General features: G+C 70.7%; 26 protein-coding genes and 1 pseudogene. 11 read left to right on the forward strand and 16 right to left on the reverse strand.

What is annotated here, in order from left to right; translation table 11 throughout:
* Positions 1-293, forward strand: a pseudogene (locus tag H0487_RS02070) (hypothetical protein); the annotation flags it as partial.
* A gap of 29 nt (positions 294-322) precedes the next feature.
* On the opposite strand, the gene H0487_RS02075 reads toward H0487_RS02070, so the two are convergent.
* The 4 genes from H0487_RS02075 to H0487_RS02090 all read right to left on the reverse strand — a co-directional run bounded on the left by H0487_RS02075 (position 323) and on the right by H0487_RS02090 (position 5,420).
* On the reverse strand, positions 323-1,012 hold the full coding sequence (locus H0487_RS02075; RefSeq protein WP_183092568.1) for a hypothetical protein: 690 nt from the start codon (positions 1,010-1,012) through the stop codon (positions 323-325).
* Between the two features lie 94 nt (positions 1,013-1,106).
* Entirely contained in the window at positions 1,107-2,495 is a 1,389-nt protein-coding gene (locus H0487_RS02080) for a metallopeptidase TldD-related protein (protein ID WP_183092569.1), read from the reverse strand.
* Positions 2,492-4,018 carry a TldD/PmbA family protein gene (locus H0487_RS02085; RefSeq protein WP_183092570.1) on the reverse strand — a complete coding sequence of 509 codons (1,527 nt, stop codon included), beginning with the start codon at positions 4,016-4,018 and terminating at the stop codon, positions 2,492-2,494. Before H0487_RS02085 ends, H0487_RS02080 begins: the two co-directional genes overlap by 4 nt.
* Positions 4,019-4,031: 13 nt before the next feature.
* Entirely contained in the window at positions 4,032-5,420 is a 1,389-nt protein-coding gene (locus tag H0487_RS02090) for a DNA recombination protein RmuC (RefSeq protein WP_183092571.1), read from the reverse strand.
* Between the two features lie 114 nt (positions 5,421-5,534).
* On the opposite strand from H0487_RS02090, the gene H0487_RS02095 reads away from it, so the two are divergent.
* Positions 5,535-6,431: an oxidoreductase gene (locus H0487_RS02095; RefSeq protein ID WP_183092572.1), complete on the forward strand. Its 897-nt coding sequence runs from the start codon at positions 5,535-5,537 to the stop codon at positions 6,429-6,431.
* A 16-nt stretch (positions 6,432-6,447) separates the two neighbouring features.
* Here H0487_RS02095 and H0487_RS02100 read toward each other — a convergent pair whose 3' ends face one another.
* Positions 6,448-7,116: a peptidylprolyl isomerase gene (locus tag H0487_RS02100; RefSeq protein WP_183092573.1), complete on the reverse strand. Its 669-nt coding sequence runs from the start codon at positions 7,114-7,116 to the stop codon at positions 6,448-6,450.
* Between the two features lie 50 nt (positions 7,117-7,166).
* Between H0487_RS02100 and H0487_RS02105 the strand changes: the two genes are divergently transcribed.
* From H0487_RS02105 to H0487_RS02120, 4 genes are all read left to right on the forward strand, one after another.
* Complete coding sequence (locus tag H0487_RS02105; protein ID WP_183092574.1) at positions 7,167-8,036, forward strand: LLM class F420-dependent oxidoreductase; 870 nt, start codon at positions 7,167-7,169, stop codon at positions 8,034-8,036.
* Between the two features lie 277 nt (positions 8,037-8,313).
* Complete coding sequence (locus H0487_RS02110; protein WP_183092575.1) at positions 8,314-8,616, forward strand: hypothetical protein; 303 nt, start codon at positions 8,314-8,316, stop codon at positions 8,614-8,616.
* 219 nt (positions 8,617-8,835) lie between these two features.
* Positions 8,836-9,384 carry a hypothetical protein gene (locus tag H0487_RS02115; protein ID WP_183092576.1) on the forward strand — a complete coding sequence of 183 codons (549 nt, stop codon included), beginning with the start codon at positions 8,836-8,838 and terminating at the stop codon, positions 9,382-9,384.
* A gap of 95 nt (positions 9,385-9,479) precedes the next feature.
* Entirely contained in the window at positions 9,480-10,286 is an 807-nt protein-coding gene (locus H0487_RS02120; RefSeq protein ID WP_183092577.1) for a hypothetical protein, read from the forward strand.
* A 14-nt stretch (positions 10,287-10,300) separates the two neighbouring features.
* Here H0487_RS02120 and H0487_RS02125 read toward each other — a convergent pair whose 3' ends face one another.
* Positions 10,301-11,500, reverse strand: a complete 1,200-nt coding sequence (locus H0487_RS02125; RefSeq protein WP_183092578.1) for a PucR family transcriptional regulator — start codon at positions 11,498-11,500, stop codon at positions 10,301-10,303.
* Positions 11,501-11,637: 137 nt separating this feature from the next.
* Here H0487_RS02125 and H0487_RS02130 point away from each other — a divergent pair, with 137 nt between their 5' ends.
* Both H0487_RS02130 and H0487_RS02135 read left to right on the forward strand, forming a co-directional pair.
* Complete coding sequence (locus H0487_RS02130) at positions 11,638-11,865, forward strand: hypothetical protein (RefSeq protein WP_183092579.1); 228 nt, start codon at positions 11,638-11,640, stop codon at positions 11,863-11,865.
* A 59-nt stretch (positions 11,866-11,924) separates the two neighbouring features.
* Positions 11,925-12,590 (forward strand): VOC family protein, encoded by a 666-nt coding sequence (locus tag H0487_RS02135; RefSeq protein ID WP_183092580.1) that lies wholly within the window; start codon positions 11,925-11,927, stop codon positions 12,588-12,590.
* Between the two features lie 12 nt (positions 12,591-12,602).
* Here the strand turns inward: H0487_RS02135 and H0487_RS02140 are convergent, their stop codons facing one another.
* From H0487_RS02140 to H0487_RS02160, 5 genes are all read right to left on the reverse strand, one after another.
* Positions 12,603-13,526, reverse strand: a complete 924-nt coding sequence (locus H0487_RS02140) for a sulfite exporter TauE/SafE family protein (RefSeq protein WP_183092581.1) — start codon at positions 13,524-13,526, stop codon at positions 12,603-12,605.
* A 154-nt stretch (positions 13,527-13,680) separates the two neighbouring features.
* Positions 13,681-14,127, reverse strand: coding sequence for a DUF6918 family protein (locus H0487_RS02145; RefSeq protein WP_183092582.1), 447 nt, complete (start codon positions 14,125-14,127; stop codon positions 13,681-13,683).
* 19 nt (positions 14,128-14,146) lie between these two features.
* Positions 14,147-14,608, reverse strand: coding sequence for a VOC family protein (locus tag H0487_RS02150; RefSeq protein WP_183092583.1), 462 nt, complete (start codon positions 14,606-14,608; stop codon positions 14,147-14,149).
* 16 nt (positions 14,609-14,624) lie between these two features.
* The gene (locus H0487_RS02155; RefSeq protein WP_183092584.1) at positions 14,625-16,982 is read right to left on the reverse strand and encodes an ATP-binding cassette domain-containing protein; all 2,358 of its coding nucleotides are present in this window, start codon (positions 16,980-16,982) and stop codon (positions 14,625-14,627) included.
* Positions 16,983-17,008: 26 nt separating this feature from the next.
* On the reverse strand, positions 17,009-17,419 hold the full coding sequence (locus H0487_RS02160) for a VOC family protein (RefSeq protein ID WP_183092585.1): 411 nt from the start codon (positions 17,417-17,419) through the stop codon (positions 17,009-17,011).
* 89 nt (positions 17,420-17,508) lie between these two features.
* Here H0487_RS02160 and H0487_RS02165 point away from each other — a divergent pair, with 89 nt between their 5' ends.
* A complete protein-coding gene (locus tag H0487_RS02165; protein ID WP_183092586.1) occupies positions 17,509-18,672 on the forward strand; it encodes an alpha-hydroxy-acid oxidizing protein in 1,164 nt (387 codons plus the stop codon).
* Here H0487_RS02165 and H0487_RS02170 read toward each other — a convergent pair.
* The 4 genes from H0487_RS02170 to H0487_RS02190 all read right to left on the reverse strand — a co-directional run bounded on the left by H0487_RS02170 (position 18,659) and on the right by H0487_RS02190 (position 22,367).
* Complete coding sequence (locus tag H0487_RS02170; RefSeq protein WP_183092587.1) at positions 18,659-19,498, reverse strand: SDR family oxidoreductase; 840 nt, start codon at positions 19,496-19,498, stop codon at positions 18,659-18,661. The two genes, H0487_RS02165 and H0487_RS02170, sit on opposite strands and share 14 nt — an antisense overlap.
* A 54-nt stretch (positions 19,499-19,552) precedes the next feature.
* On the reverse strand, positions 19,553-19,975 hold the full coding sequence (locus H0487_RS23090; RefSeq protein WP_183092588.1) for a helix-turn-helix transcriptional regulator: 423 nt from the start codon (positions 19,973-19,975) through the stop codon (positions 19,553-19,555).
* Positions 19,976-20,022: 47 nt separating this feature from the next.
* Positions 20,023-20,778, reverse strand: a complete 756-nt coding sequence (locus H0487_RS02180; protein ID WP_183092589.1) for an alpha/beta hydrolase family protein — start codon at positions 20,776-20,778, stop codon at positions 20,023-20,025.
* A gap of 326 nt (positions 20,779-21,104) precedes the next feature.
* Positions 21,105-22,367 (reverse strand): GGDEF domain-containing protein, encoded by a 1,263-nt coding sequence (locus tag H0487_RS02190; RefSeq protein ID WP_183092591.1) that lies wholly within the window; start codon positions 22,365-22,367, stop codon positions 21,105-21,107.
* 406 nt (positions 22,368-22,773) lie between these two features.
* On the opposite strand from H0487_RS02190, the gene H0487_RS02195 reads away from it, so the two are divergent.
* Together H0487_RS02195 and H0487_RS02200 are read left to right on the forward strand one after the other, a co-directional pair.
* Complete coding sequence (locus tag H0487_RS02195; protein ID WP_183092592.1) at positions 22,774-23,478, forward strand: alpha/beta fold hydrolase; 705 nt, start codon at positions 22,774-22,776, stop codon at positions 23,476-23,478.
* Between the two features lie 4 nt (positions 23,479-23,482).
* Positions 23,483-24,025: an META domain-containing protein gene (locus H0487_RS02200; RefSeq protein WP_183092593.1), complete on the forward strand. Its 543-nt coding sequence runs from the start codon at positions 23,483-23,485 to the stop codon at positions 24,023-24,025.
* Positions 24,026-24,107: 82 nt separating this feature from the next.
* Here H0487_RS02200 and H0487_RS02205 read toward each other — a convergent pair whose 3' ends face one another.
* A complete protein-coding gene (locus tag H0487_RS02205; protein WP_183092594.1) occupies positions 24,108-25,124 on the reverse strand; it encodes a zinc-dependent alcohol dehydrogenase family protein in 1,017 nt (338 codons plus the stop codon).
* Between the last annotated feature and the right edge of the window lie 80 nt (positions 25,125-25,204).

Here is a 25,204-nt window from a genome sequence, read left to right on the forward strand (position 1 = left end):
CGGCGCCCGTCGCCGACGCCGCGAGCCTGGTGACCAACTGGGGCGCGGCCGGGGTCGAACACATCAACACCGACATCAGCCTCGCGCTCGCGCGGCTGCCGGAGTCGACCTCGCTCGGACTGCGGGCGGTCGACCACGTCGCCGCCGACGGTGTCGCGGTCGGCACCGTGGAGGTGTTCGACCGGCTCGGGCCGATCGGCTCGGCGTCGGTCTCGGCACTCGTCAACCTCAAGCGCGCGGTCGACGTGGCCGGCTCGGGACGTGACAAGCCGCGGGGGATGCCGGGCGTCTAGGCCCCCCGCGGCCGGTCACGTCGGGCAGATCAGGATCCGGCGAGGTCCGAGGAGTCGCCGGTGATCACCACGAAGAAGCGCTTGCGGGCGCCGGGCAGGGTGACCGTCCCGTCGCTGTTGCGCGGGCTGACCACGAAGTGCGTGGTCGCGTTGGTGTCCGGCGGGGCGCAGGCGGTGATCATCGCGACCCCGCAGACCGACGCGGAGATCTCACCGGAGAACTCCGGGTTGCTGTCCGGTCCGGGCGCACGGCCGTTCATGATGCCGTCGCCGTTCTGGTCGAGCTGGTTCTGCAGGGCGATGGTGGCGATCACGGCGTTGTCGCTGAGGTCCTCGCCGGCGTTGATGTAGACGTTGCCCGCGGCCCGCAGCGAGTTGTCGCCCGGTGCCGGAGCCGTGTTGGGGAGGGTCACGTAGGCGGCCGCGACGGTGAACCCGCCGGACTGTGCCTCGATGCTTCCGTCGGCGTTGATGAGGACCCAGCGGCCGACGCCCTCAGGTCCCGGTGGGCCGGCGGGACCCTCGGGTCCCGCCTCGATCGCGCCAGGTGCCAGGTCCACGGCACGGACCCCGCCGTCCCGCAGGTCGCGCGACCGGATGGTGTCGTCCTTGATGTCGGCCGAGCCGATCTGGGCGACGGCGTACGACGTACCGCCGAGCGAGACGACCAGGGCACCGACAGCGACGGCGAACGCGGGAGTGGGTTTGCGGACACGCATGTGAGACCTCCGAAAAGAGATGAGTGGTGCCCCCTGGTTCGGAGCCGCTCCCCGGACGGATGGGACGCTCGGGCGTGTCGCCCGGCGCGGCGCCTCACATCGCCTGGGAGACGCTCGACATGTTGAAGTCGGGGATGCGGAGCGCAGGCGTCGCCGTCCGGGGGAAGTAGTCGGCGCCCCACTCGCGACTGAAGCTGCGGGTCGTCGCCGACGCGGCGGTGAACCGGCCGAGCAGGTCGATCGGGCTCTCGTTCCACCGGAAGTTGTTGACGGCGCCGCTGATCTCGCCGTCCTCGACGAGGTAGACCCCGTCGCGCGTGAGCCCGGTGAGGAGCAGGCTCTGCGGGTCGACCAGACGGATGTACCACAGCGAGGTGAGCAGGAGCCCGCGCTCGGTCGTGGCGACCAGGTCGTCGATGGTGCCGGCGCCGGAGTCGACCGTCAGCAGCAGGTTGTCGATGTACGGCGTCGCCGGCTGCGAGGTCAGCGTCGCGGTCTGCCGGGTCTGGACGAGGGAGCGGAGCTCGCCGTCGCGGACCCAGTCGGTCGCGCCGAGCGCCCACCCGTTGTCGAACACCGAGCTCTCGGAGTCGGAGGCGCCCACGACGGTGAACGGCGCGCACGCCACCCCGGCTGCGAGCGGGTCGGAGAACAGCCGGACGCCCGGGGCGGTGATCCGCTGGCCGATCCGGGTGCCGGTCGGACGCTGGCTGTAGACCGACTGGCCCTCCCACGCGTCGCGGGCTCCGGCGTACCAGTAGGTGTCGACCATGAGGTCGGCCACAGCGGTGGGCGGGAGGATCGTGTCGTAGCGGCCGGCCGGCAGGTCCACTCGGCGCTGCGCCCAGCCGAGTCGCTGCGCCAGCTCGTCGTCGATGGCCAGCGGGTCGATGTCGGAGAAGTCGGTGGTGGACGCGCCGAGCCAGGCGCTCGTCGTCAGGGCCGCGTCCTTGGCCGTGCAGGCGAGGTGACCGGTCGGCTGGACGTGGCGCAGCCGCAGGCCGGTGCTGGAGCCGAGGTAGGTCGTCGTGACCGCGTGGTCGACGAACCCGTAGAGGACCCGGTCGCTCGCCGCCGCCCGACGGAACGCGGCGCCCAGCGCCGGCGCGACCTCGGAGAAGACCCCGATGTCGGTCGGCACGGACGGGTCGTCCCAGTCGGAGGACGCCCGGTCCCGGACGAGCGGGTTGGCGTCCTCGGCCGGTGCCGCGAGCCGCGCCGCCGCGTCCGCGGCGAGGACGACCTTCCCCACCTCCTCGCGGGTGGTGGCACTGCCACTCGTGGAGGCCGCCGCGACGCCGTCTCCCGACCCGACGAACGCCACGACCGTCACGCTGCACCGCGACATCTGGCCGTTGGTCGTCAGCGTGTTGTTGGCCCAGCGGAGGTTCGCGCTGGTCGTGTCGCGGACGATGACGATGCAGTCGTCGGAGGTCGAGGACGCCAGTGCGTGCTCGACCAGGTCCTGTGGTGTGGTCGTCACTGGCCTCCCTCCTGCGTCGTGTTGAGGATCCGGACGTCGCGGAACAACGCAGACGGACACCCGTGGCTGACCGCGGCCACCTGACCTGGTTGGGCCTTCCCGCAGTTGAAGGCGCCGCCGAGCAGCCAGGTCTCCGGTCCGCCGACCGCCTCCATCGACCCCCAGAAGTCCGTCGTCGTCGCCTGGTAGGCCACGTCGCGGACCTGGCCGGCCAGACGGCCGTCGGCGATCGCGAAGAACCGCTGACCGGTGAACTGGAAGTTGAAGCGCTGCATGTCGATCGACCAGGACTTGTCGCCGACGACGTAGAGGCCGCGCTCGACCCTGCCGATGAGGTCTTCGGTGCTCGGTCCGTCGGCCGCGGGCTGGAGGGAGACGTTGGCCATGCGCTGGATGGGGATGTGGCCGGGGGAGTCGGCGTACGCGCAGCCGTTGGAGCGGCCGTCCCCGTCGACGCTCAGCTCGGGCATGAGCGCGGCCATCGGGCGGTCGAGCTGGAAGCCGACGAGCGTGCCGTCGCGGACGATGTCCCATTCCTGGGTCGCCACGCCGTCGTCGTCGTAGCCGATCGTGGCGAGCCCGTGCTCGACCGTGCGGTCGCCCGTCACGTGCATGACCGGGCTGCCGTAGCGCAGGACGCCGACCTGGTCCGGTGTCGCGAAGCTGGTGCCGGCGTAGTTGGCCTCGTAGCCGAGCGCCCGGTCGAGCTCGGTCGCGTGGCCGATCGACTCGTGGATCGTGAGCCACAGGTTGGACGGGTGGATCACCAGGTCGTAGCGACCCGCTTCCACAGACGGCGCCTTGAGCTTGTCGGCGAGCAGGTCGGGGACCTCGGCGAGCTCGGCGTCCCAGTCCCACGCGTCGGGCCCGTCGCCCACGACGTACTCCCACCCGCGACCGGACGGCGGCGCGATGCTCGCCATCGAGTCGAACACCTCCGAGGTCCCGCCCATCGCCTCGAACCCGGGCTGGAGGCGTACCCGCTGCTGGGTCGTCCGGGTGCCGGCGAGGTCCGCGTAGTACTTGTTCTCGAGCACGGCGAGGAGCGAGGCGCTGGCGTGGTCGACGGCGGCGCCACGGCACAGCCGCACCGTCCAGTCGGCCAGCACGGCGGTCTTGTCGGCGGTGGCCACTGCGAAGGGGTCGATCACGTAGGACGACACCCAGGTCACGTCGTCATGGACCGGCTCCGGCGCGAGGACCACCGGCGTCGTGGTCATCGTGGCGGCGACCTCGGCGACGGCGATCGCGGTCTCCGCGACCCGGCGCGCCTCCTCCTCAGTCAGCACGACGCCGGCCGCGAAGCCCCACGCGCCCCGGTGCACGACCCGGACGGCGAAGCCCACCGTCTCCGCGTCGGCGACTCCCTGGGGGGAGCCGTCCCGGACGAGGATGCGCTGCGAACGGATCCGCTCGAAGCGGAAGTCGGCGTGGCCGGCACCGAGATCAGCGGCCCGGGCGAGGGCCACCTCCCCGAGCCGGCGGAAGGGGAGTGCGAGAAAGGCGGGATCGACCTCGGCCATGCGGCCGAACGTATCAACCGGCGTCGCGGTCCTGCTCCACGATCTCCGCGTCGACGGCGTCGATCCTGTTCCACTCGAGGGGAAGCTCGTCGCGCTCCAGGTCTGCGACGACCTCGAAGTCGCCGCTGGTCAGAGCGCGGGGCGCCTCCTCGATCGGCGCCGGTGCGGGGAGCTGCTCGAGCGGCTCGGCCGCGTTGAGCTTGCGCGCTGCCGGCAGGACGGAACGCTCGAGCGAGCCCGTGAAGGTGTTGTAGTCCTTGACGCTGCGCTGGATCGAGCGGCCCAGCTTGTCGACGTGCTCGGCGAGCTTGAGGATCCGCCGGTAGAGGACCTGACCGAGCTCGAAGAGGGCCTGGGCGTCCTCGGTCAGCGCCTCCTGCTTCCAGGTGAACGCCACCGTCTTGAGCATCCCCCAGAGGTTGGTCGGTGTCGCCAGCACGACGCCCTGGCCGAACGCGTGCTCCATCAGCGACGGGTCGACGTCGAGCGCCGCGTTGAGGAGCTGTTCGTTGGGGATGAAGGCGACCGTGAACTCGGGGCTCACCGCGAGCCCGGTCCAGTAGCCCTTGCGGGACAGGGTGTCCACGTGGCCGCGCACCTTCTTGGCGTGGTCGACCAGCAGCCGCTGGCGGAGCTCCGGCTCGATGCCGTCGCGCTGGGCGTCCATGAACGAGTTGTAGGGCGCCTTGGCGTCGATGGCCATCTGCTTGCCGCCGGGGAGGTTGATCACCATGTCGGGGCGCCGGGCCCCCGAGTCGGAGTCGACCGACGCCTGGAGCTCGAAGTCGACCCGGTTGAGGAGGCCCGCGGACTCGACCAGGGTCCGCAGCTGGGTCTCGCCCCAGGCGCCCCGGACCGCATTGTTCTTGAGGACCGACGACAGCGTGTCGGCCGCCTTGCGGGACTCCTCGACCGAGCGCTGGGTGTGCTTGATCTGGGTCGCGAGCTCGGCGTGCTGGGCGACCCGCGACTTCTCGAGGTCGTCGACCTTGCGCTGCATCGTGCGCAGGTGCTCCACGACCGGGGTGAGGGTCTTGAGCACCTGGGTCTGGCCCGACTCGGCCTTCTCCCGCTCCGCCTGGGCCGTGCGGTGCTGGCTGAGGAGCTCCCGGTGCTGGGTCCGCGCTGCGTCGAGCGCGTGCCGCAGCTCCTCGACGCTCGCCTGCGCCGCCGCCAGGTCGGCCTGGATCTCTGCGCGCGCCTCGGCCTCGCGCCGCAGCACCTCGCTCCGAGCCTGGCCCTCCTGGTGACGCAGCTCCGCGAGGGCCGCTTCATGGCGGGCCGCCATGACCTCCGGCGGCTCGCCGGCGACCGCCGGGACCGGCGTCGTACGAGCACGAAGGACCCAGCCGACGACCGTGCCGATCACCAGACCGAGGAGGAGAAGAGCGATGGTTTCCATGATGGAACCAGTCAATCAGCAGGGTCCGTCGAAACCGGGGAAGCGGGCGCCGCCGCGACGGACGAACGCCGTCCTCCCGTCCCGGAGGGGGGCCTGCCCCCTAGCATTCGTGCCATGCGACCGTGGACTTCCGTGCCGCCCCAGTCCGGGCGAAGGTTCGTCATCACCGGTGCCAACAGCGGCGTCGGCTTCCAGGCCGCGCGGATCCTCGGATCCCGGGGCGCAGAGATCGTGATGGCGTGCCGCAACCTCGAGAAGGGTGAGGAGGCCGCCCGCCAGGTCCCCGGGTACGACGCCGGCCGGGTCGTCGTCCGTCGCCTCGACGTGGCGGACCTGTCGTCGGTCCGCGCGTTCGCAGCCGACTTCCTCGCCGACCACGACGGCCTCGACGTGCTCGTCAACAACGCGGGCGTGCTGGGCGCGCCGCTCGGGCTCACCGGCGACGGGATCGAGACCCACTTCGCGACCAACCACCTCGGTCACTTCGCGCTCACGAACCTGCTGCTCCCCGCCCTCCGCGACCGGGTGGTGGTGACCGGGTCCCGCGAGCACCGGCGCGGTGAGATCGACCTCGAGGACCTGGTGTGGGACCGCCGCCCCTACAAGGCGTTCGCGGCCTATGGGCAGTCCAAGCTGGCCAACCTGCTGTTCATGACCGAGCTCCACCAGCGGCTCACGGCGGCCGGCTCGGACGTCCGGGCAGTGGGCGCCCACCCCGGCGCGTCCTCGACGCACATCACCAGCGGCTCGGGCAACCCGGTCCTCACCTGGGTGGGCTACCACGGCGCCAAGCTGGTGAGCATGCCCGCTTGGCGCGGCGCACTCTGCACGGTCTACGCCGCCACGATGGACATCCCCGGCGACACCTACATCGGTCCGCACGGCAGGCTGGAGATGCACGGCTGGCCGTCGGCGGCACGGCGATCGAGGTCGGCCCGTGACGCCGAGCTCGGTCGGCGGCTCTGGGAGGTCTCGGAGAAGCTGAGCGGGGTCACCTTCCCGCTCGGCTGAACCGCCCGGTCGCTGCTCAGTCGAGGGTCGCGCTCTCGATGACGATCGGCGTGTTCGGCGTGCCGTCGCCCATGCTCGACACCGGCGTGACGCCCGTCTTCGCGGCCTCGCGGATCACGTCCATCGTCGCCTGGTCGACGGTGCCGAAGACCGTGTACTCCGGCGTCAGCTGGACGTCGCCGAAGCAGATGAAGAACTGCGAGCCGCCGCTGTCGGGAGCGCTCGACCGCGCCATCGCGAGGGTGCCGGCGGGGTAGGTCTCGGTGCCGTCGAACTCCGCGGGGATGGTGTAGCCGGGTCCACCGGCCCCGGTGCCCGTCGGGTCGCCGCACTGGATGAGCTCGAAGCCCGGGCTCACCGACATCCGGTGGCACGAGGTGCCGTCGAAGAAGCCGTCCTCGACGAGGAACTCCATCGAGTTGGTCGTGCAGGGGGTGCGCGCACCGTCGAGCGTCAGGTGGAACTCGCCGATCGACGTCGTCATCGTCACCCCGACGTCCCCGGTGCTCGCCGGGGTCGCCGGGGGCAGCTCGGTGTCCGCCATCGTGCCGTCCTCGACGTAGGAGCACGGGCCGTCGTCGCGGGCCGCGTCGTCCCCGTCATCGTCACCGCAGCCGGCGAGCGCGAGGGCGAGGACGAGGGAGGCGGCCGCCGCGACGGGACGGGCGAGGGATCGTGCGCGCATGACGGGCATCGTAGGGGGACGTCGGTTGGGGGCCGTCGTACGGTGGCGATGTGGAAATCGGAGTGCACCAGGCGAGCTTCACCTTCCCCGGTTGGGAGACCAGCCTCACCGAGCAGGTGGTGGCGACCGCGCAGGCCGCGGAGGCCGGGGGAGCCGAGCTGTTCACCGTCATGGACCACTGGTTCCAGATGGAGAACCTCGGCGGGCCGTCGGAGCCGATGCTCGAGGCGTACACGACCCTGGCGCACGTCGCCGCGCTGACGTCGCGGATCCGGCTGAGCGTGCTCGTCACCGGTGGCACCTACCGGCACCCGGGGCTGCTCGCGAAGACCGTGACGACGCTCGACCGGCTGTCCGGCGGCCGGGCGCTGCTGGGGCTCGGGGCCGGGTGGTACGAGCGCGAGCACGTCGGGCTGGGGGTCCCGTTCCCGCCGACCGCCGAGCGGTTCGAGCGGTTGGAGGAGTCGCTGCGGATCTGCCTCCAGATGTGGGGTCCCGACGAGGGTCCGTTCGCCGGTGAGCACTACCAGCTCGCCGAGACCGTCTGCGTCCCGCCGCCGCTTGCCCGGCCGCACCCGCCGATCATGATCGGGGGAGCGGGGGAGCAGAAGACCCTGCGCTTCGTCGCCCGCTACGCCCAGTGGTGCAACATCTTCGGTTCCTCGCCCGAGCTGATGCAGCACAAGCTCGAGGTCCTCCGCGGCCACTGCGCGACCGAGGGCACCGACTACGACGCGATCCGCAAGACGATGATCGTCGCCACCGACCCGCTCGCCGACCCCGACGCGTTCGTCACCGAGATGGCGTCGTACGCCGCGCTCGGGATCACCCTCGTCACGCTCACCCCGCGCGGCGACGACCCGGCCGCGTGGACCGAGCAGGTCTGCGCCGAGGTCCTCCCGCGGCTCCAAGCCCTCTGAGGGGGAGGGGAGGGGCCGCGGCCTGCGTTATGTCAAGTCCGGGCGGCGGGCTGGAAGATCTCGACCAGGTGAGGTCGTACGACGGACGGGCCAGGTGGACCTGTTTCGAGGGTGCCGGGGCAGTTGGCAGCAACCGCCCCGAGAACATTTCTCAAGAGTGGCGTAAGGATCCGGGGCGACCGCACGTCCATAGAGCATGACTTCGAGGATCCGTGTGCCTGGCGTCGCCACAGTCGTCGCCTTCGTCATCGCAGTTTCAGCGCTTACACCGCACCTGGTGCCGGTCGCAGCCATCGCAGCCACCTGGGACTTCGACAGGTACGCCGATGGCGTCGGGACGTCCTACTACCTCCTCATCGACAAGACCGGAACGGATTCATGGGGCTTCACGCCCTACAAGGCTCTCGACACTTCGGGATGCAGTGACGGCCAGAACGGTGGTGGCGGCGGCGGATTCGAGACGTCGAGTGGGACGAAGATCGCGCGGGCGCGCACAGTCCTCTGCTGGACCAACGACGGCATCGACTGCTGGCAGGTCGCGGAACCGGGGGTGTGGAAGGACAACCCGGCGTATCCGTGACCCGATCCAGTTCCCTCTCCAACTTCCCAGGAGCAGTCCGTCATGTCCGAAATTCCTAGCCCCAGGTCCGCATCTACATCGAGCCGCCTGAGCGGTGCGGGTCTCCTCATTCTCGCGGCCTCACTCGTCATTGCCGGCGTGGCAACCACCGAGGCACAGCCGAGCCGCACCGGTACGCGGCCGCAGGTCGTCGCACTGGACTCCCATGGGCTTGATGCCATGGCAGCGGCGCTGGTGGACGACGTGCGGTCCGCCCGGATGGGCCGCCTGAGAGTGGTCGCGCTCGCTGACGACGGGGTGTCTCATGTTCCTCAGTCCGGCGATGCACGGGTGCAGTCAGCCTTCGTCCTGTCGCGGATCGGAAACAACCGCGAGTTCCGCCTCTACGTCGCGAGCGCAGCCTCGAGGAACGACGGGCCGTCGGCGGGGTGTCCGGACGCCACGACCTCGCTCGTCGCGTGCAGCGAGCGGGAGACCGGCGACGGGGTCGAGGTCATCGAGACGTGGGTGTCTGTCGCGCTTCCCGAGGCCGGCCCGGGGAAGTACACCGCTATCGCGCCGGTCGACGTCGGCGCCGCTCCGGCAGAGGACCTCCGCGTCGAGCGGGTCGTACGGCTGTTCCTGCCCGGAGGCGGCATGGTCAGTGCTCGCGAGACGGTGTTCGGTGTCGAGAGCGGCAATGTTGTCGCTGCGGCGTTCGTGGAGAGCGGTTCGCTCGTGGAACTGGTCCATGACCCGACGCTGCTGACATCCCTGACGGCGTCGTGACCGATCGTTCCTGAGGACGATTCCTGGCCGGGCGAGGGTTGGGGGGTGGGGGTGGTGGAAGCATCCGGGGGGTCCCGTCTAGCTGGAGGTTCCCCTTGTCGCACGTCCGTCCTCGCCGCTGTCTCGCCGCTGCCGGCTCACTGGCCCTGGTCGCTCTGCTCGCCGTCGGGTGCGGCGACGACGGGGGAGACAGCGCAGCACAGGAGACCGAGACCGTCGTGGTCACCGCCGACGTCACCACTCCCGGGCCCACCGACGGGTCCGACAGCCCCGACGACTCCGGGCCCGCACTCACGCAGGAGCAGCTCGACGTCGTCGTCCTCACGCCCGAGAACCTGGGGGAGGGCTGGACCGGCGGTCCGGTCGAGTCCGACGTCGAGAGCGGTGCGCCGGGGTGCTTCGGCGAGATCGAGACCATCAGTGACGGCCTCGACGCGATCGAGGTGGCCGAGCGGGACGTCGAGTACGACTTCGGCGACGACGGCGAGCCGTCGGTCCACAGCGGGGCGTCGTCCTACAGCGACGGGAACGCCGTCGCCCAGGCGTTCGACGACCTGAGCGCCGCCCTCAGCGCCTGCACCTCGGTGACCGGGACCGACGGGGAGGGGTACACGTGGGACCTGACGGTCACGTCCGACGACACGGTCCTGAGCGACGCCACCGACGACCAGGTCAACGTGACGGCGGCCGGCACGGTCACCGACAGCGCGGGGACGTCGTACGACCTCACCCTGCACCAGACCTACGTGCGGATCGGCAAGAACGTCATCACGGTCGGCGTCAGCGGCGTCAGCGACCAGTCGGCGCTCCAGGCCGGCTACACCCAGATCGCCGTCGACCGCCTCGTCGCCGTGATCATCGACTCCGATCCCTCGGAGACGACCGGCCCGCAGCCTGCCTGACGGGCGGGGGACCGCTATCCCTCGGGCGTCACGGCGAACAGCTGGCGAGCGCGGACGGCGAGGAGGAGCCGGGCACGCTGCGTCGGGTCGTCGACCGCGTCACCGAGGAGCTCGCGGAGCTGGCGGAGCCGGTAGCGGACGGTCTGGACGTGGATGTGCAGGTCCTTCGCCACGGCGGAGGGTTGGTCGGGACGGTTGAGCCAGGCCGCCAACGTCTCCAGGAGGACGGTCCGCCGCTCCTCCTCGAGCGCGTCGAGCGGCGCGAGGACGCTTCCTGCCATCCGGTTCGTGACGGCCTCCTGACCGGCGACCAGCAGGTCGAGCTCGTTGCCGTCCAGGGTGAGGACGGCTCCCTCCGGGTCGCCCCGCCGTTTGGCCAGCCGCATCAGGCTGCTCGCCACCTTCAGGCTCGCGCGGGCCTCGGCCAGGTCGACCACCGGCCCGAGGGCCACCCTCGGCCCCTCGGTGCGGCCGAGCGCGCGCAGGTGCTGGTCGACGTCGTCCGCGGGAACGACGAACACGGTGTGACCCCGGCGGCTGCCCGACAGCACCGAGCTGTACCGAAGACTCTCCGGGCGTCCGTCCAACGGCGCCTCGACAACACCGACGGCGACCCGCGCGGGCGGCGTCCACTGGGCGGCTCGTGAGGACGCGACCAGCATCGCCGGGTCGGGCGGGGGATCGCCCAGCAGGATCTCCAGCAGCCGGTCCCGCATGGCCTGGAGCCCGCTCGCGGACTCGGTGTTGGCGTCGACGAAGCCACCCACCGTCGACGCGATCACGTCGGTGATGAAGCTCAGCAGGGCCTCGCTCACGGTGGAGACCACCGCGACCGGCAGGCTCTCCACCGGGATGGCCGCGAGCATCGTGCGCCAGAACCCCATCCCGGCCAGCTCGTAGTAGCCGACGAGCTCCTCGACGGAGCCCCCCAGCTGCTGGTGGAGACGGCCCTGCTCGCGGAACACGCTGCGGTTCGTCTCGCCGTCGGGGTTCCCCAGCTCCCGGAAGAGCTCGGTGAGCACGGCCAGGGCGATCGAGCGCATCCGCGCGAGGTCCCGCGGGCTGGGGTCGATGATCCGTTCGGACGCCGCCTGCCGCGAGACCTCGACGGCGATGTCGTCGACGATCGCGTCCATGTCGTCGGGCGACATGACGACGAGCTCCAGCAGGCTCGGGTCGAGGTGGCGCCACGGCTGCGGCCGTTGACGAGGCATGACCGCAGACTAGGGACCAGCCCTGCCTGCTGCACGGGATTTGCACAACGATCGACGGCGGGGGATCCGTACTAACTGACATAATGTAACTTATCGGCGTACTGAGAACAGGTCCGGATACATGGTTGGATGACGCCGTGCCCTACACCGTCCTGACCGCACTGGATGTCGAGAAGGCCGGCGCCGTCATCCTGGGGAACGACAAGGCTTCCCGTGCTGACTGCTTCCAGGCCGCACTGAACAAGTGGGAGAAGCAGGGACTGACGTTGCAGCACGTCGTCCCTGAGCACGAGCGACCGATGCGACCGCACGGGCAGTATCCGCCGCTGCTCGTCTTCTACAGCGACCTGCCGTTCGCGCAGTGACTTCGTCGACCTGACATAACGTTCAGACCTCCCCGTGCGGGGACCGTACGGTGGGCGCCATGTTCCTCGAGAACCTGGTCTTCGACGCGACCGACCCGCAGCGACTCGGGCGGTTCTGGGAGGGCGTCGTCGCCGGCGAGACGCTCACCGACGACGACGGCATCTACGAGACGCGTCTGCGTGTCGATGGCGGCCCGGAGATCGATCTGTGTTTCCAGCAGGTCGCTGAGAATCGCTCTGACAGAACTCGGATCCACCTGGCGGTCCTCGGTGACCTCGGCGACACCGTCCAGCGGCTCGCCGACCCCGAGGGCAACCCGTACGGCGTCGCGGACGTGCGGTCGTCGTACGTCGGAACCGGGCCGATCGCTGCGGTCCGGTGGCACAGCGCCGACCCGGACCGCGACGCCGCGTTCTGGTCGTGGCTGACGGGCTGGGTCGACGCCCCGGACGTCACGCCGAGGTCGCTGCGCCACCCGTCACTGCGCGGTCCGCTGCTCGAGCTGGTCCCGGAGCAGGCCGCCAAGGGCCCGGACAAGAACTGGTTGCACCTCGACGTCCGCCTCGAGCCCCTCGACGACACGGCGGACGAGGTCGAGGCTGCGATCGTGGCCCGCGGCGGGACCCGACTGATGACCGACTGGGGAGATCTCCCCTGGCGTTCCTACCTGGATCCGTCGGGCAACGAGTTCTGCGTCCTGCCGCCGTACCCGGCGACGACCTGAGGGATCGGACCCTCAGACCTCACTGGGAGCGGCAGGGGCATGCTCCCCCGTGACCGGCTGTCCGGCTCCGGCCGCCTTCTCGGCCTTCTCGGCCTGCCAGGCGCGCCAGGCGAAGACGGACGGGACGACGATGGCCACCGCGAACAGGCTCCAGTCGGCCCACAGCGGGATGCCGCCGAGCGCCTTGATGATCGTGATGCCGTTGACGAGGATCACCAGACCGCCGACGAGCGTGCCCATCGGGCGGTGCGGGAGGCGACCGGCCAGACGGGCGGCGATCGGCGCCATGATGACGCCGCCGATGACCAGGCCGAGGACCGGCAGCCACGGGATGCCGTGCTGGGCCGCACCGGTGAGGAATCCGGTGGAGACGGAGACCGCGACGACGAACTCCGCCGCGTTGGTGGTGCCGACGACCTTGCGCGGCTCGTGCTCGGTGATCGTCATGAGGCTGGGCGTGACGACCGGGCCCCAGCCACCGCCGCCGGTGGCGTCGACGAACCCGCCGAGCAGGCCGATCGGCGAGAGCCAGCGGGCGCTGCTGCCGTTCTTGGGCGTCGGGATGAGGCGCTTGCCGAACGCGAAACGGGTGAAGATCAGGGCGCCGAAGAAGAGGAGCAGCCCGGCCATCCAGCCCTTGGCCGACTCCAGGCTGATGTTGGTCAGGACAACCGCGCCGAGGAAGCCGCCGATGGCTCCGGGCACGGCGACGCGCAGCAGGATCTTGTTGTCGACGTTGCCCTCACGCCAGTGCGACAGACCGCTGATGAGCGTCGTCGGCAGCTTGGCGGCGTGCGTGGCGGCGCTGGCGGTGACCGGTGCGACGCCCATGTAGAGCAGCACGGTGGCCGACGTGACGCCGAACCCCATGCCGAGGGTGCCGTCGATGAACTGGGCGAGGCCTCCGGCGAGCGCGAAGGCGGCGAGGATCCACATGACAGGCGTTCCCTTTAACGGTTAAACAAACAAACTTTGTATGTTGACAGATCCAATCTACTTTAGGGATTGACAAATGAACAAACGACACACCGGGCTGGTCTAGCCAGCCCGGTGTGTCGCACAGGGGACGAGGAGGCGGGCAGCCGCCTCGTCAGGCGATCGTCGCGTGCTTCTGGAGGGCCTTCCCGAGCCGCGGCAGCGCCGCCTGGACGTGGGTGTCGGCCTTGCCGCGCAGGGCGCGGTAGGCCTTCTTGATCGGCTCGCGCCCGCTCCCCTCGACCTTGGCGTCGGTCACGCCCAGCAGTGCGGTGGCGACTTCCGGCCCCCGAGCGTCGAGGGCCGCCCCGAAGTCCCCGCCACCGGCCGCCGCGAAGTCGATCCAGAAGGGGTCGAGCGCAGCGGCGAACTCGGGCAGCAGCCGCCGTACGACGCGCTCGACGAGGTCGGGGACGATCTTGGTCGCGGCTCCGTAACCCGCTTTGATCGCGGTGCCGGAGAAGCCCTTCTTGGCCTTGACCTCGTCCTTGACGACGGCGACGAGGTCGGCCACGACGGCGGGACGGGTCTTCTTCGCGAGGAGCTGTTGAGACAGGGTCATGGCGACGAACCTAACCAGGTCAGTCGAGGCAGAACTCGTTGCCCTCCGGGTCCGCCATCACGATGTGACCGCTGCCCATCGGCAGCGCCGGCTCGAACCGTTCGAGCCGGGACGCGCCCAGCGCGACCAGTCGCTCGCACTCCGCCTCGAGCGCCACCATCCGCTCCTCCCCCTCCAGCCCGGGCGCGGCCCGGACGTCGAGGTGGACCCGGTTCTTGGCGACCTTGCCCTCCGGCACCTGCTGGAAGAAGACGCGCGGGCCGATGCCGTCGGGGTCCTCGATCGCCGACGCCGTGTTGCGTCGCTCCTCGGGGACACCCGCCTGCTCGAGGAAGTCGTCCCAGGCGGCGAGCGGGTCGGCTCCAGGCTCCAGGGTGACTCCGGGCGGCGTCGGGTGGACGTAGCCGAGGACGTCGCGCCAGAACGACGAGAGCCCCCGAGGATCGTGCGCGTCGAAGGTGAACTGCACTGTTCGGCTCATGCCACCCAGCATGCCGTCACCCGCCGACATACTCCGCGAGGTGCTCCCCCGTCAGCGTCGAGCGCTGCGCGACGAGGTCGGCCGGCGTGCCCTCGAAGACGATCCTGCCGCCGTCGTGCCCGGCTCCCGGGCCCAGGTCGATGATCCAGTCGGCGTGGGCCATGACCGCCTGGTGGTGCTCGATCACGATCACCGACTTGCCGGCGTCGACGAGCCGGTCGAGCAGCGCCAGCAGGTTGTCGACGTCGGCGAGGTGGAGGCCGCTCGTCGGCTCGTCCAGGACGTAGGTGCCACCCTTCTCCGAGAGGTGCATGGCGAGCTTGAGGCGCTGCCGCTCTCCCCCGGACAGGGTGTTGAGCGGCTGACCCAGCTTGACATAACCGAGGCCGACGTCCTCCATCCGTCCGAGGATCGCTGACGCTGCCGGCGTCTTCGCCTCGCCGTCGGCGAAGAACGCGTGCGCCTCGGCGACCGGGAGGTCGAGCACCTCGGCGATGTTGAGCCCGCCGAACCGCAGCTCGAGCACGTCGGCCTGGAAGCGCTTGCCGCCGCAGTCCTCGCACAGGGTCGCGACGGTCTCCATGAAGCTGAGCTCGGTGTAGATCATCCCGTTCCCGTTGCAGGACTCGCAGGCGCCCTCGGAGTTGGACGAGAACAGCGCCGGCTTGACCCCGTTGGCCTTGGCGAACGCCTTGCGGATCGGCTCGAGCAGCCCCGTGTAGGTCGCCGGGTTGCTCCGGCGCGACCCCTTGATCGCGCTCTGGTCCACCACCACGACCTCGGCCGACGGCGCCATCGCGCCGTGGATGAGCGAGCTCTTGCCCGACCCGGCCACGCCGGTCACCACGCACAGGACGCCGAGCGGGACGTCGACGTCGACGTCGCGGAGGTTGTGGGTGCTGGCACCGCGGATCTCGACGACCCCGGTCCGCTCCCGCACCGACTCCTTGAGGCGCGCTCGGTGGTCGAGGTGGTCGCCGGTCAGGGTGCCACTCTTGCGGAGGCCATCGACCGTGCCCTCGAAGCAGACCGCGCCACCCGCCGTACCGGCGCCGGGACCGAGGTCGACGACGTGGTCTGCGACGGCGATCGTCTCGGGCTTGTGCTCCACCACGAGGACCGTGTTGCCCTTGTCGCGCAGGTCGCCGAGCAGCTTGTTCATCCGCTCGATGTCGTGCGGGTGGAGGCCCACGGTCGGCTCGTCGAAGACGTACGTCACGTCGGTGAGCGCCGAGCCGAGGTGCCGGATCATCTTGGTCCGCTGTGCCTCACCGCCCGACAGGGTGCCGGACGGGCGGTTGAGCGAGAGGTACCCGAGCCCGATCTCGACGAACGAGTCGAACAGGTGCAGCAGGTTGGCGATGAGCGGCGCGACCCCGGGGTCGTCGATACCGCGCAGCCACTCCGCCGCGTCGGTGATCTGCATCGCGCAGACCTCGCCGATGTGCTTGCCCCTGATGGTCGAGGACCGGGCCGACTCGTTGAGACGGGTCCCGGCGCACGCGGCACACGACTGGAAGACCGCCGCCCGCTCGACGAAGGCCTTGATGTGTGGCTGCAGCGAGTCGACGTCCTTGCTGAACATCGACTTCCGGATCTTGGGGATCAGGCCCTCGTAGGTGATGTTGATCTTCTCGACCTTCACCTTGCGCTGATCGGCGTAGAGGAGCTCCTCGCGCTGGGCAGCGGTGAACTTCGCGATCGGCACGTCCGGCGGCACGACCTCCTTGTACGGCGCGACCATCCACCCGTCCGCGGTGTAGCCCGGGACGAGGATCGCTCCCTCCTCGAGCGTCTTGCTCTCGTCGATGATCGCGGCCAGGTCGAGGTCGGAGACGGTGCCCCGGCCCTCGCACTCGGCACACATGCCGCCGAGGTAGATCGCCTGCCGGACGACGTTCTTCTCGACCTTGCCGCCGGCCTTCTCGGTCTGCATCACGCCGCTGGCCTTGCGGGTCGGCACGTTGAAGGAGAACGCTGTCGGCGGGCCGATGAAGGGCGTGCCGAGCCGGGAGAACAGCACGCGCAGCATCGCGTTGGCGTCGGTCACGGTGCCGACCGTCGAGCGCGCGTTGGCGCCCATCCGCTCCTGGTCGACGACGATCGCGGGCGTGATGCCCTCGAGGGCGTCGTAGTCGGCGCGGTTGAGCGTGGGCATGAACCCCTGGACGAACGTCGAGTAGGTCTCGTTGATGAGGCGCTGGGACTCGGCGGCGATCGTGGAGAAGACGAGCGAGCTCTTGCCGGACCCGGACACGCCGGTGAAGACGGTCAGGCGACGCTTCGGGAGCTCGATGGAGACGTCCTTGAGGTTGTTCTCGCGGGCGCCCTGGACGCGGATCAGGTCGTGGCTGTCGGCTGCGGGGGTGGCCATGGGGGAATTCCTACCGGATGCCGCCGTCAGGCGGTCTGCTGGATCTTGATCTCGTTGCCGGCCGGGTCGCGGAACGCGCAGTCGCGGACGCCGTACGGCTGGTCGATCGGCTCCTGCGCCACCTCGGCTCCGCGCGACTGAAGGAGGTCGAACGTCGCGTCGACGTCGTCGGTGGAGAGATTGATCCCGAAGTAGGTGCCCTTCGCCATGAGCTCACGGAGCGTCTGCTTCTCCGCGTCGGTGAGGCCCGGGGTCGCGGTGGGCGGGTGGAGCACGATGTTGGTGTCCGGTTGTCCCGGCGGACCGACCGTCACCCAGCGCATGTCGTTGTAGCCGACGTCCATCCGGACCTCGAAACCCATCGTGTCGCGGTAGAACCTCATTGACTCCTCCGCGTCGAGGTGCGGCAGGAAGCTGCTGTGGATCTTGATCTCCATGGCCAGGAACCTACGGGCGCGCACCAGCCCCGCGCTTCTCGATTCCTGATCGGTCTCGGCCGCGGACGGTCGTGCGGCATCATGCGCGCATGGCCAACTTCTCCGACTTCAACCTCGGCATCTACCTCGGCGGGCTGAGTGGTGTGAAGCCCCCGTTCCCCGTGTCGTACGACGGCTTGGCCGCCGCGGCGGCGGAGGTGCTCGACCCGGTCCTCCTCGACTACGTCGCCGGCGGCGCGGGCGACGAGCACACCCAGAACGCCAACAGCACCGCTTTCCACCGATGGGGTCTCTATCCCCGGATGCTGTCGGGTGCTGCCGAGCGGGACCTCTCGGTCGAGCTGTTCGGACGGACCTACCCCACTCCCCTGTTCATGGCGCCGATCGGCGTCGTCGGGATCATGCACGAGAGCCAGCACGGCGATCTCGAGGTCGCCCGGGCAGCCGCCGTGTCCGGCGTGCCGGCGGTGATCTCGACCCTCATGCAGGACCCGATGGAGGACGTCGCGGCCGAGCTCGGCGAGACCCCGGGCTTCTACCAGCTCTACACCCCCAACGACCGCGAGCTCGCGGAGAGCTTCGTGCGCCGCGCCGAGGCCGCCGGCTACGCCGGCATCGTCGTCACGCTCGACACCTGGAGCCTGGGCTGGCGGCCGCGGGACCTCCATCACGCGGCCATGCCGCAGCTCCAGGGCAAGTGCCTGGCGAACTACTTCAGCGACCCGGTCTTCCGCAGCCGGCTGGAGCAGACGCCCGAGGAGGACCCGGGCGCGGCGACGATCGCCTGGGCACTCACCTTCGGCAGCCCGGCGCTGTCCTGGGACGACCTGCCGTGGCTGCGCGGCCTCACGGACCTGCCGCTGCTGCTCAAGGGGATCTGCCACCCCGACGACGTCCGCCGGGCCAAGGACGGCGGCGTGGACGGGATCTACTGCTCGAACCACGGAGGACGCCAGGCGGCCAGCGCACCGGCGATCGACTTCCTGCCCGGAGTGGTCGCCGCGGCCGACGGGATGCCGGTCCTCTTCGACTCCGGAGTCCGGACCGGGGTCGACGTGGTCAAGGCGCTCGCGCTGGGCGCGACCGCGGTCGGGATCGGCCGGCCCTACGGCTGGGGCATCACGCTCGGCGGCGCGGCCGGCGCCCACCACGTGCTCCAGTGCCTGCTCGCGGAGGCCGACCTGACGATGGGCCTCAACGGTTACCGGACGATCGCCGACCTCGCCCCGGAGGTCCTGGTCAGGACTCCTTGACCCACTCCTCGCTGCGGGTCCACAGCTCCGCGGCGAGCTCGGGAGTCGCGACCTTCGACGGGGTCTTCTCACGCCGGTTGTCGTAGTAGCGGCCGGTGTGCGTCGCGACGTCGGGCGACGTGGCGCAGTACAGCGACGTACGTGCGCCCTGGGCCGGCGACTTCATCATCAGCTTCATCACCTGACGCAGCCCGATGGGGACCTCCCGCCACACGTCGGAGGCGATGGTCCCGGGGTGGAGCGAGTACGTCGTGACGCCGGTCCCCTCGAGCCGCCGGCCGAGCTCCTGGGCGTGCAGGACGTTGGCGAGCTTGGACACGCAGTACTCGTCGAACGCGGTGCGGGTCACGGACGGCTGGCGGATCGCGTCCCAGTCGATGCCCTTCGCGCGGAAGTGACCGGTGCTGGCGACGTTGACGATCCGGCCGGGGCCACTGGCGACGATGCGGTCGCGCAGCAGCTCGGTGAGCAGGAACGTGCCGACGTGGTTGGTCCCGAAGGCGAGCTCGAACCCGCTGGCCGACATCCCACGGGCCCCGGCGAGACCGGCGTTGTTGATGAGCACGTGCAGCGGCTCGCCGCTCGCGAGGAGGGTCGCAGCTGCGGCGCGCACCGACGCCAGGTCGCCGAGGTCGAGCGGGACGTAGTCGAGGTCGGTGTTGCCGGTGCTGTCGGCGATCTCCTTCATCGCGGCGCGGGTCCGGTCCTCCGACCGGCCGGCGATGACCACCCGCGCCCCGCGGCCGGCGAGACCGCGCGCCGTCTCCTTGCCGATCCCGGTGTTGGCGCCGGTGACGACGAAGGTACGGCCCTGGAGATCGCTCATGGTCCGTCATCCTTGCGGTCCGGCGGAGGTTTGTCCTCCGACCGTGGGCGGATCTCAGGCCGGACGGCGCACCGGTCGGGTCACCTTCTTCGCGACGCAGGCGATCATGCCCTCGGTCGAGCGCTCGGGATCGTCGCGATAGACGCTGGGCGAGACGCCGACCAGCTCGGTGAAGCGGGTGCTGAAGGTGCCGAGCGAGGAGCAGCCCACGGCGAAGCAGACGTCGGTGACGCTCAGGTCGCCGCGCCGCAGCAAGGTCATCGCCCGCTCGATCCGGCGCGTCATCAGGTAGGAGTACGGCGGCTCGCCGTAGGCCTCCTTGAACTGGCGGCTGAGGTGGCCCGACGACATCCCCACGCCCCGGGCGAGCGCGGCGACGTCGAGAGGCTGCGCGTAGTCCCGGTCGATCCGGTCCTTGACCTTGCGCAGCAGCGCCAGGTCACGCAGCCGCTGGTCGTCGGCGTCGCGGGTGCTCACGCACCGATCGTGCCACGGACGACCGACACGGCGCGCCGGGTGTGGCGCTAGTCGACGAGGTACTGGTCGGCCCAGGCCGAGATGATCCGCCCGGCGCGCTGGGCCTGACCCCGGGCCGTGAGCAGGTGGTCGGAGCCCTCGAGCGAGACGAAGCTGCGGGGGTGCCGTGCGGTCCGGAAGATCTCGCTGGCGTTGGCGATGCCCACCGTGTTGTCGGTCGGTGAGTGCATGACGAGGAGGGGCCGGTGCAGGCCCCTGATCGACTCGCGGAGGTCGGCACCCCGCATGTCCTCGACGAACGAGCGTCGCAGCGTCAGCGCCTTGCCGCCGACCAGCCACTCGGCCTGGCCGTCCTCCAGGACGCGGTCGACGAGCGCGTCGTACTGCTGCTCGGCGTGGCCGGGCTCGATCGGGGCTCCCACCGTGACGACTGCGCGGGCGTGAGCGTCGCGTGCGGCGGCCAGCGCGGCGGCACCGCCCAGCGAGTGACCCACGAGCAGGTCGATCGGCGTGCCGCGCTCGGCCATGAACCGCGCCGCCAGCACGGTGTCGGCGACCTTCTGGGTGAACGACCCGTCGCCCCAGTCGCCGTCGGAGTCCGCGAGCCCCAGGTTGTCGTACCGGAGCATCCCGATCCCGTCGGCGGCCAGCTGCTTGCAGATCCGCGAGGCGGCCGGGCAGTCCTTGCCGAGCGTGAGGCCGTGGACGAACAGCCCCCACCCCCGCGCCGGGCCGGCCGGCTCGTCGATGAGGCCGGCCAGCAAGGGACCGCTGCTGCTCGCGAACCGGACGGGCGTCGCCATGCCCGGCAGCGTAGACGAGGCGCTGCCCCGTCGGGATCAGCTGGCTTCGAGCCAGGAACCCGTCCGCGAGATGCCGACGCGCCGGTGCAGGTCGCACATGCCCGTCTCGGTCACCGGCTCGCCGTCGCACGTCGGGAAGAAGCAGTCGCCTGCCAGTCCTCCCGGCCCTCCGGCCGGCCCTGCGTCGTACGAAGATCCTGCTGCCATTGCCCTCGCCCCCTCGGGTGTGTCCTTCCATGCTGCGCCTGCGGACCCCAGGACAACGTCCTGCTCGCGGGCAGTGACCGCATGGTCAGAAGGGGCTAGCCGACCCGGCGATCGGAGCCTCAGGCGTCGACGAGGACGAGGTGCGTCCGGTTCCGTCCCTCGTGCTTGGCCAGGAAGAGAGCGCGGTCGGCGGCCGTGAGAGCGGAGACGAAGTCGATCTGGCCGTCCTCGGGGGTCACGGCGCCGAGGCCGATGCTGATCGTGATCGGGCCACCGCCCGGGACGTCGATCGCCGCGACGCCGGCCCGGATCCGCTCGGCGATCCCGGTGGCGTCCTCGATCGCGACGTCGGGAAGGAGGACGCAGAACTCCTCGCCACCGAAGCGGCCGAGGACGTCGTCGTTGCGCAGCTCGGCGCGGATGGCCGCGGCGACGGCCGCCAGGGCGTCGTCGCCGACGAGGTGGCCCCAGAGATCGTTGAAGGTCTTGAAGTGGTCGAGATCGGCGAAGAGGACGCACCACGGCTGCTCGCGGCGGTGGCACCGATCGGCTCCGGCCATCGCCAGCCGACGCCACGACTCGAACCGCAGGGTGCCGGTCTTCTCGTCGTGCTCTGCACGTTCCCGCAGCGGCTCGTGGAGGGCGGCGCGCTGGGTGAGGACGTAGACCGGAGCCAGCAGGACGATGAACCAGCCGCCCCCGGTCCAGATCGCCGCGGACAGTCCGCCGACGAGCAGGACCCCCGCCTCGGTGAGGTAGAACGACGGGCTCCGCAGGGTCTGGCGCAGCCATACCTCGTCCTCGGGAACGTTGAGGTAGGCGCTGCCGTGGAAGAGCACGGTCTCGACGGCGAGGAACGTCGCGGCAGCGGCGACGACGCCGATCAGCCCGACCAGCCCGGTCCCGTGCATGAGGTCGTGATGGTTGCCGATGACTGCGTGCGCCACCACCGCGGCGGACAGCGCGGCGACGACGACGTACGCCGCCGAGCCGATCCACTTCCACGGCGGCGCCCGTAGCCCGCGCCACCAGGCGTGCCCGTAGGTGACCACGACGACCGGGAGGAGCCACCACGTGGGGAGGAGCAGCGCGCTGGCGAAGGCCCAGGCCGACAGGCCCTTGTGGGGCCGCTGGCTCTGCGAGATGCCGCCCTCGAGAAGGCGCCCGATCTCGACGTTGAGCACGGAGAGGGCGATGAGGACCAGGCCGGTGACGGTGGCGTCCTTCGCGGTGTGGCCCTGACCCCGGTCGACGAGGAGCAAGGGCAGCACGAGGGCGCAGAGGAACGCGGCGCTCACCCAGGCCCGGCAGGCGCGCGGTGTCCGCACGAACGCCCATCGGCCGGTGACCGCGCCACTGCGCGCTCCGTCGCCGCCCTCCATCGATCCACCTGTTCCCCCGCGCGACGACCGTGGTCGCGCACCGACTCCCTCGTCGAACGGTAGGGCGTCGTGGGGTGCCTCGTCCGGCGAACCGGGCAAACAGGGACCCTTGGTCCCGCTCGACTCCTCACGTCGGCCTCCGACCCGTCGATCGGTCCTGACAAGCCGATCAGCCGGAGAGGAGGTGCCGACCATGTGGAACGAGACCGAAACCGCGACCACCCGGAGGGGGGTGGCCCATCTGTCGCACGACCTGCCCTGCCCGTCGTGCGGTCATGGCATCCACACCTTCCTCCCCTGCAGCGACGGGTGTGACTGCCCGCCCGTCGTGCTGCCCGGACAAGCCGCCTGAGCGCCGGCCCACCGCTCGCTGAGCACTGTCGGTGGCCCTGCCTACGGTGGTCCCATGACGACTCCACCGATCGTTCTGGTCCCCGGATTCTGGCTCGGCGCTTGGGCGTGGGACGAGGTCGCCGCCCGCCTGCGCGAGCAGGGGCACGACGTCCGTCCGGTCACCCTCCCCGGCCTCGACTCGGTCGACGCCGACCGCTCCGGCATCAGCTTCGCCGACCACGTCGATGCGATCTGCGCGGCGGTCACCGAGGCCGGGACTCCTGTCGTGCTCGCCGTCCACAGCGGCGCCGGCATGTCCGGCTACGCCGCGACCGACAAGATCCCTCATCAGGTCGCCGCGATGGTCTACGTCGACACGGCCCCGGGCAAGGGAGCCATCAACCCCGACTTCGAGGGCGACGAGTGGCCGCTCCCGCCGACCTGGGAAGAGCTGGACGAGAACCTCGACGGCATCAGCGAGGAGCAGCTCGACCGGTTCCGCGAACGCGCCGTGCCCCAGCCCGCAGCAGCGCTCCGCGAGGAGTGGTCGTTCACCAACGAGGACCGGCGGGCGGTCCCGTCGACGGTGGTGTGCACGGCGTTCACCGCCGAGGACTACCGGAAGTACGCCGCCGAGGGCTACAGCTTCCTCGCCGGGCTCGACGAGGTCTCCGACATCACCTGGATCGACCTCCCGACCAGCCACTGGCCGATGTGGTCCCGGCCCGACGACCTGGCCCAGATCCTCGGTGACGTCGCCCGCGGTGTGGGAACCTGACGGGGTGCCCCGACGTCCCACCGCCGTGAAGACGATCCTGCTGGCCACGGCCGCACTCCTCGCCCTGACGATGTCCTCCTGCGGTGACGACGACGAGCCGACCACCATGGCCCGCGACGACGGCGCCGCCGGCTCGACCTCCCTCGACGACCTCGACGGACGGGCGTTCGCCTCGGTCCGCGTCGACGGCCACCGGCTGGTCGACGGCACCCAGGTCCGGCTCGCGTTCGACGGTGACGCGCTCTCCGCGGACGCCGGGTGCAACCACCTGTTCGGCACCATCGCCGTCGCCGACGAGCGGCTCACCGCCACCGACATGGGCGGCACCGAGATGGGCTGCCCCGACGGCCGCAACGACCAGGACGCGTGGCTGACGACGTTCCTGGGTGACGGACCGACCGTCGCGCTCGACGGCGACACCCTCGTCCTGACCGGCGGCGACGTGGTCCTCGAGCTCGTCGAGCAGGACGTGCCCGACGAGCCCGTGCACCAAGGTGACCCGGACGAGCCGGTGTCCGACGACGACGAGGGGGTCGTCGTCGAGTGACCTCGGCGGGCGACCCCGTCGGGCGACCCCGTCCCGCGACCCCGTCGGGTGACCCCGTCGGGTGACGCGGCGCCGACCGTGGTCAGACCTGCAGCATCACCTTCACTGCGCGCCGCTCGTCCATCGCCCGGTAGGCCTCGGGGGCCTCGACCAGCGGCAACGTGAGGTCGAAGACCTGGCCCGGGTCGATCCGGCCGGAGACGACGAGGTCGAGCAGCTCGGGGAGGTAGCGCCGGACCGGGGCCATGCCGCCGCGCAGGCCGACGTTCTTCTGGAACATCCGGCCCACGGGGAGCTCCACCCCGTGGGGGACGCCGACGAAGCCGACGGTGGCCCCCGGGCGCGCCACCGCGAACGCCGAGCCCATCGAGTCGTCGGTGCCGACGCACTCGAGGACGGCATCGGCACCGATGCCCTTCGTGATCTCCTTCACGGCCTTGGCGCCTTCGCGACCACGCTCGGCGACGACGTGGGTGGCGCCGAAGGCGGTGGCCAGCTGTTGGCGGCTCTCATGACGGGACATCGCAATGATCGTCTCGGCGCCCATCACCGACGCGGCGAGGACGCCGCACAGACCGACCGCGCCGTCACCGACCACGACCACGGTGCCGCCTGCGGTGACGCCCGCGGACACCGCCGCGTGCCACCCGGTCGGCATCACGTCGGTGAGGGCGAGGAACGACGGCACGAGAGCGTCGTCGGGCACTCCCCCGGTCGCGACCAGGCTGCCGTCGGCGTGACCCACCCGGGCGTACTGCCCCTGGCCGCTCGACGTCATCGAGAGGTTGTCGCACGCCGACTGGACCCCGGCGCGGCAGTGCGCGCAGGTGTTGTCGCAGTGGCAGAACGGCACGATGACGAAGTCGCCGGGCTTGAAGCCGGTCACCTCGGCGCCGACCTCCTCCACCACGCCGATGCACTCGTGGCCGATGGTGGAGCCGGGCGAGATCGGGTTCTCGCCGCGGTAGGGCCACAGGTCCGAACCGCAGACGCACCCGGCGGTCACCCGCACGATCGCGTCGGTGGGACGCTTGATCGTCGGGTCGGGCACCTCCTCCACGCGGATGTCCCGGATGCCGTGGATCGTGGTGGCGAGCATGTCGATCATCCTGCCCTATCGACCCTGACCGCCTCGCGGCCGATTCACCGCGCGGCACGGTTGGCGATATCTCACATGTG

It is taken from the genome of Nocardioides stalactiti, assembly GCF_014180715.1.
Taxonomy (GTDB): domain Bacteria; phylum Actinomycetota; class Actinomycetes; order Propionibacteriales; family Nocardioidaceae; genus Nocardioides; species Nocardioides stalactiti.

What these genes read in the sequence shown, in the direction of transcription:
- H0487_RS02075 (WP_183092568.1), bottom strand. Translation starts at nt 1,012, where the DNA reads ATGCGTGTCCGCAAACCCACTCCCGCGTTCGCCGTCGCTGTCGGTGCC.
- H0487_RS02085 (WP_183092570.1), bottom strand. Translation starts at nt 4,018, where the DNA reads ATGGCCGAGGTCGATCCCGCCTTTCTCGCACTCCCCTTCCGCCGGCTC.
- H0487_RS02090 (WP_183092571.1), bottom strand. Translation starts at nt 5,420, where the DNA reads ATGGAAACCATCGCTCTTCTCCTCCTCGGTCTGGTGATCGGCACGGTC.
- H0487_RS02095 (WP_183092572.1), top strand. Translation starts at nt 5,535, where the DNA reads ATGCGACCGTGGACTTCCGTGCCGCCCCAGTCCGGGCGAAGGTTCGTC.
- H0487_RS02100 (WP_183092573.1), bottom strand. Translation starts at nt 7,116, where the DNA reads ATGCGCGCACGATCCCTCGCCCGTCCCGTCGCGGCGGCCGCCTCCCTC.
- H0487_RS02115 (WP_183092576.1), top strand. Translation starts at nt 8,836, where the DNA reads ATGGCAGCGGCGCTGGTGGACGACGTGCGGTCCGCCCGGATGGGCCGC.
- H0487_RS02125 (WP_183092578.1), bottom strand. Translation starts at nt 11,500, where the DNA reads ATGCCTCGTCAACGGCCGCAGCCGTGGCGCCACCTCGACCCGAGCCTG.
- H0487_RS02135 (WP_183092580.1), top strand. Translation starts at nt 11,925, where the DNA reads ATGTTCCTCGAGAACCTGGTCTTCGACGCGACCGACCCGCAGCGACTC.
- H0487_RS02140 (WP_183092581.1), bottom strand. Translation starts at nt 13,526, where the DNA reads ATGTGGATCCTCGCCGCCTTCGCGCTCGCCGGAGGCCTCGCCCAGTTC.
- H0487_RS02145 (WP_183092582.1), bottom strand. Translation starts at nt 14,127, where the DNA reads ATGACCCTGTCTCAACAGCTCCTCGCGAAGAAGACCCGTCCCGCCGTC.
- H0487_RS02150 (WP_183092583.1), bottom strand. Translation starts at nt 14,608, where the DNA reads ATGAGCCGAACAGTGCAGTTCACCTTCGACGCGCACGATCCTCGGGGG.
- H0487_RS02155 (WP_183092584.1), bottom strand. Translation starts at nt 16,982, where the DNA reads ATGGCCACCCCCGCAGCCGACAGCCACGACCTGATCCGCGTCCAGGGC.
- H0487_RS02160 (WP_183092585.1), bottom strand. Translation starts at nt 17,419, where the DNA reads ATGGAGATCAAGATCCACAGCAGCTTCCTGCCGCACCTCGACGCGGAG.
- H0487_RS02165 (WP_183092586.1), top strand. Translation starts at nt 17,509, where the DNA reads ATGGCCAACTTCTCCGACTTCAACCTCGGCATCTACCTCGGCGGGCTG.
- H0487_RS02170 (WP_183092587.1), bottom strand. Translation starts at nt 19,498, where the DNA reads ATGAGCGATCTCCAGGGCCGTACCTTCGTCGTCACCGGCGCCAACACC.
- H0487_RS02180 (WP_183092589.1), bottom strand. Translation starts at nt 20,778, where the DNA reads ATGGCGACGCCCGTCCGGTTCGCGAGCAGCAGCGGTCCCTTGCTGGCC.
- H0487_RS02190 (WP_183092591.1), bottom strand. Translation starts at nt 22,367, where the DNA reads ATGGAGGGCGGCGACGGAGCGCGCAGTGGCGCGGTCACCGGCCGATGG.
- H0487_RS02195 (WP_183092592.1), top strand. Translation starts at nt 22,774, where the DNA reads ATGACGACTCCACCGATCGTTCTGGTCCCCGGATTCTGGCTCGGCGCT.
- H0487_RS02205 (WP_183092594.1), bottom strand. Translation starts at nt 25,124, where the DNA reads ATGCTCGCCACCACGATCCACGGCATCCGGGACATCCGCGTGGAGGAG.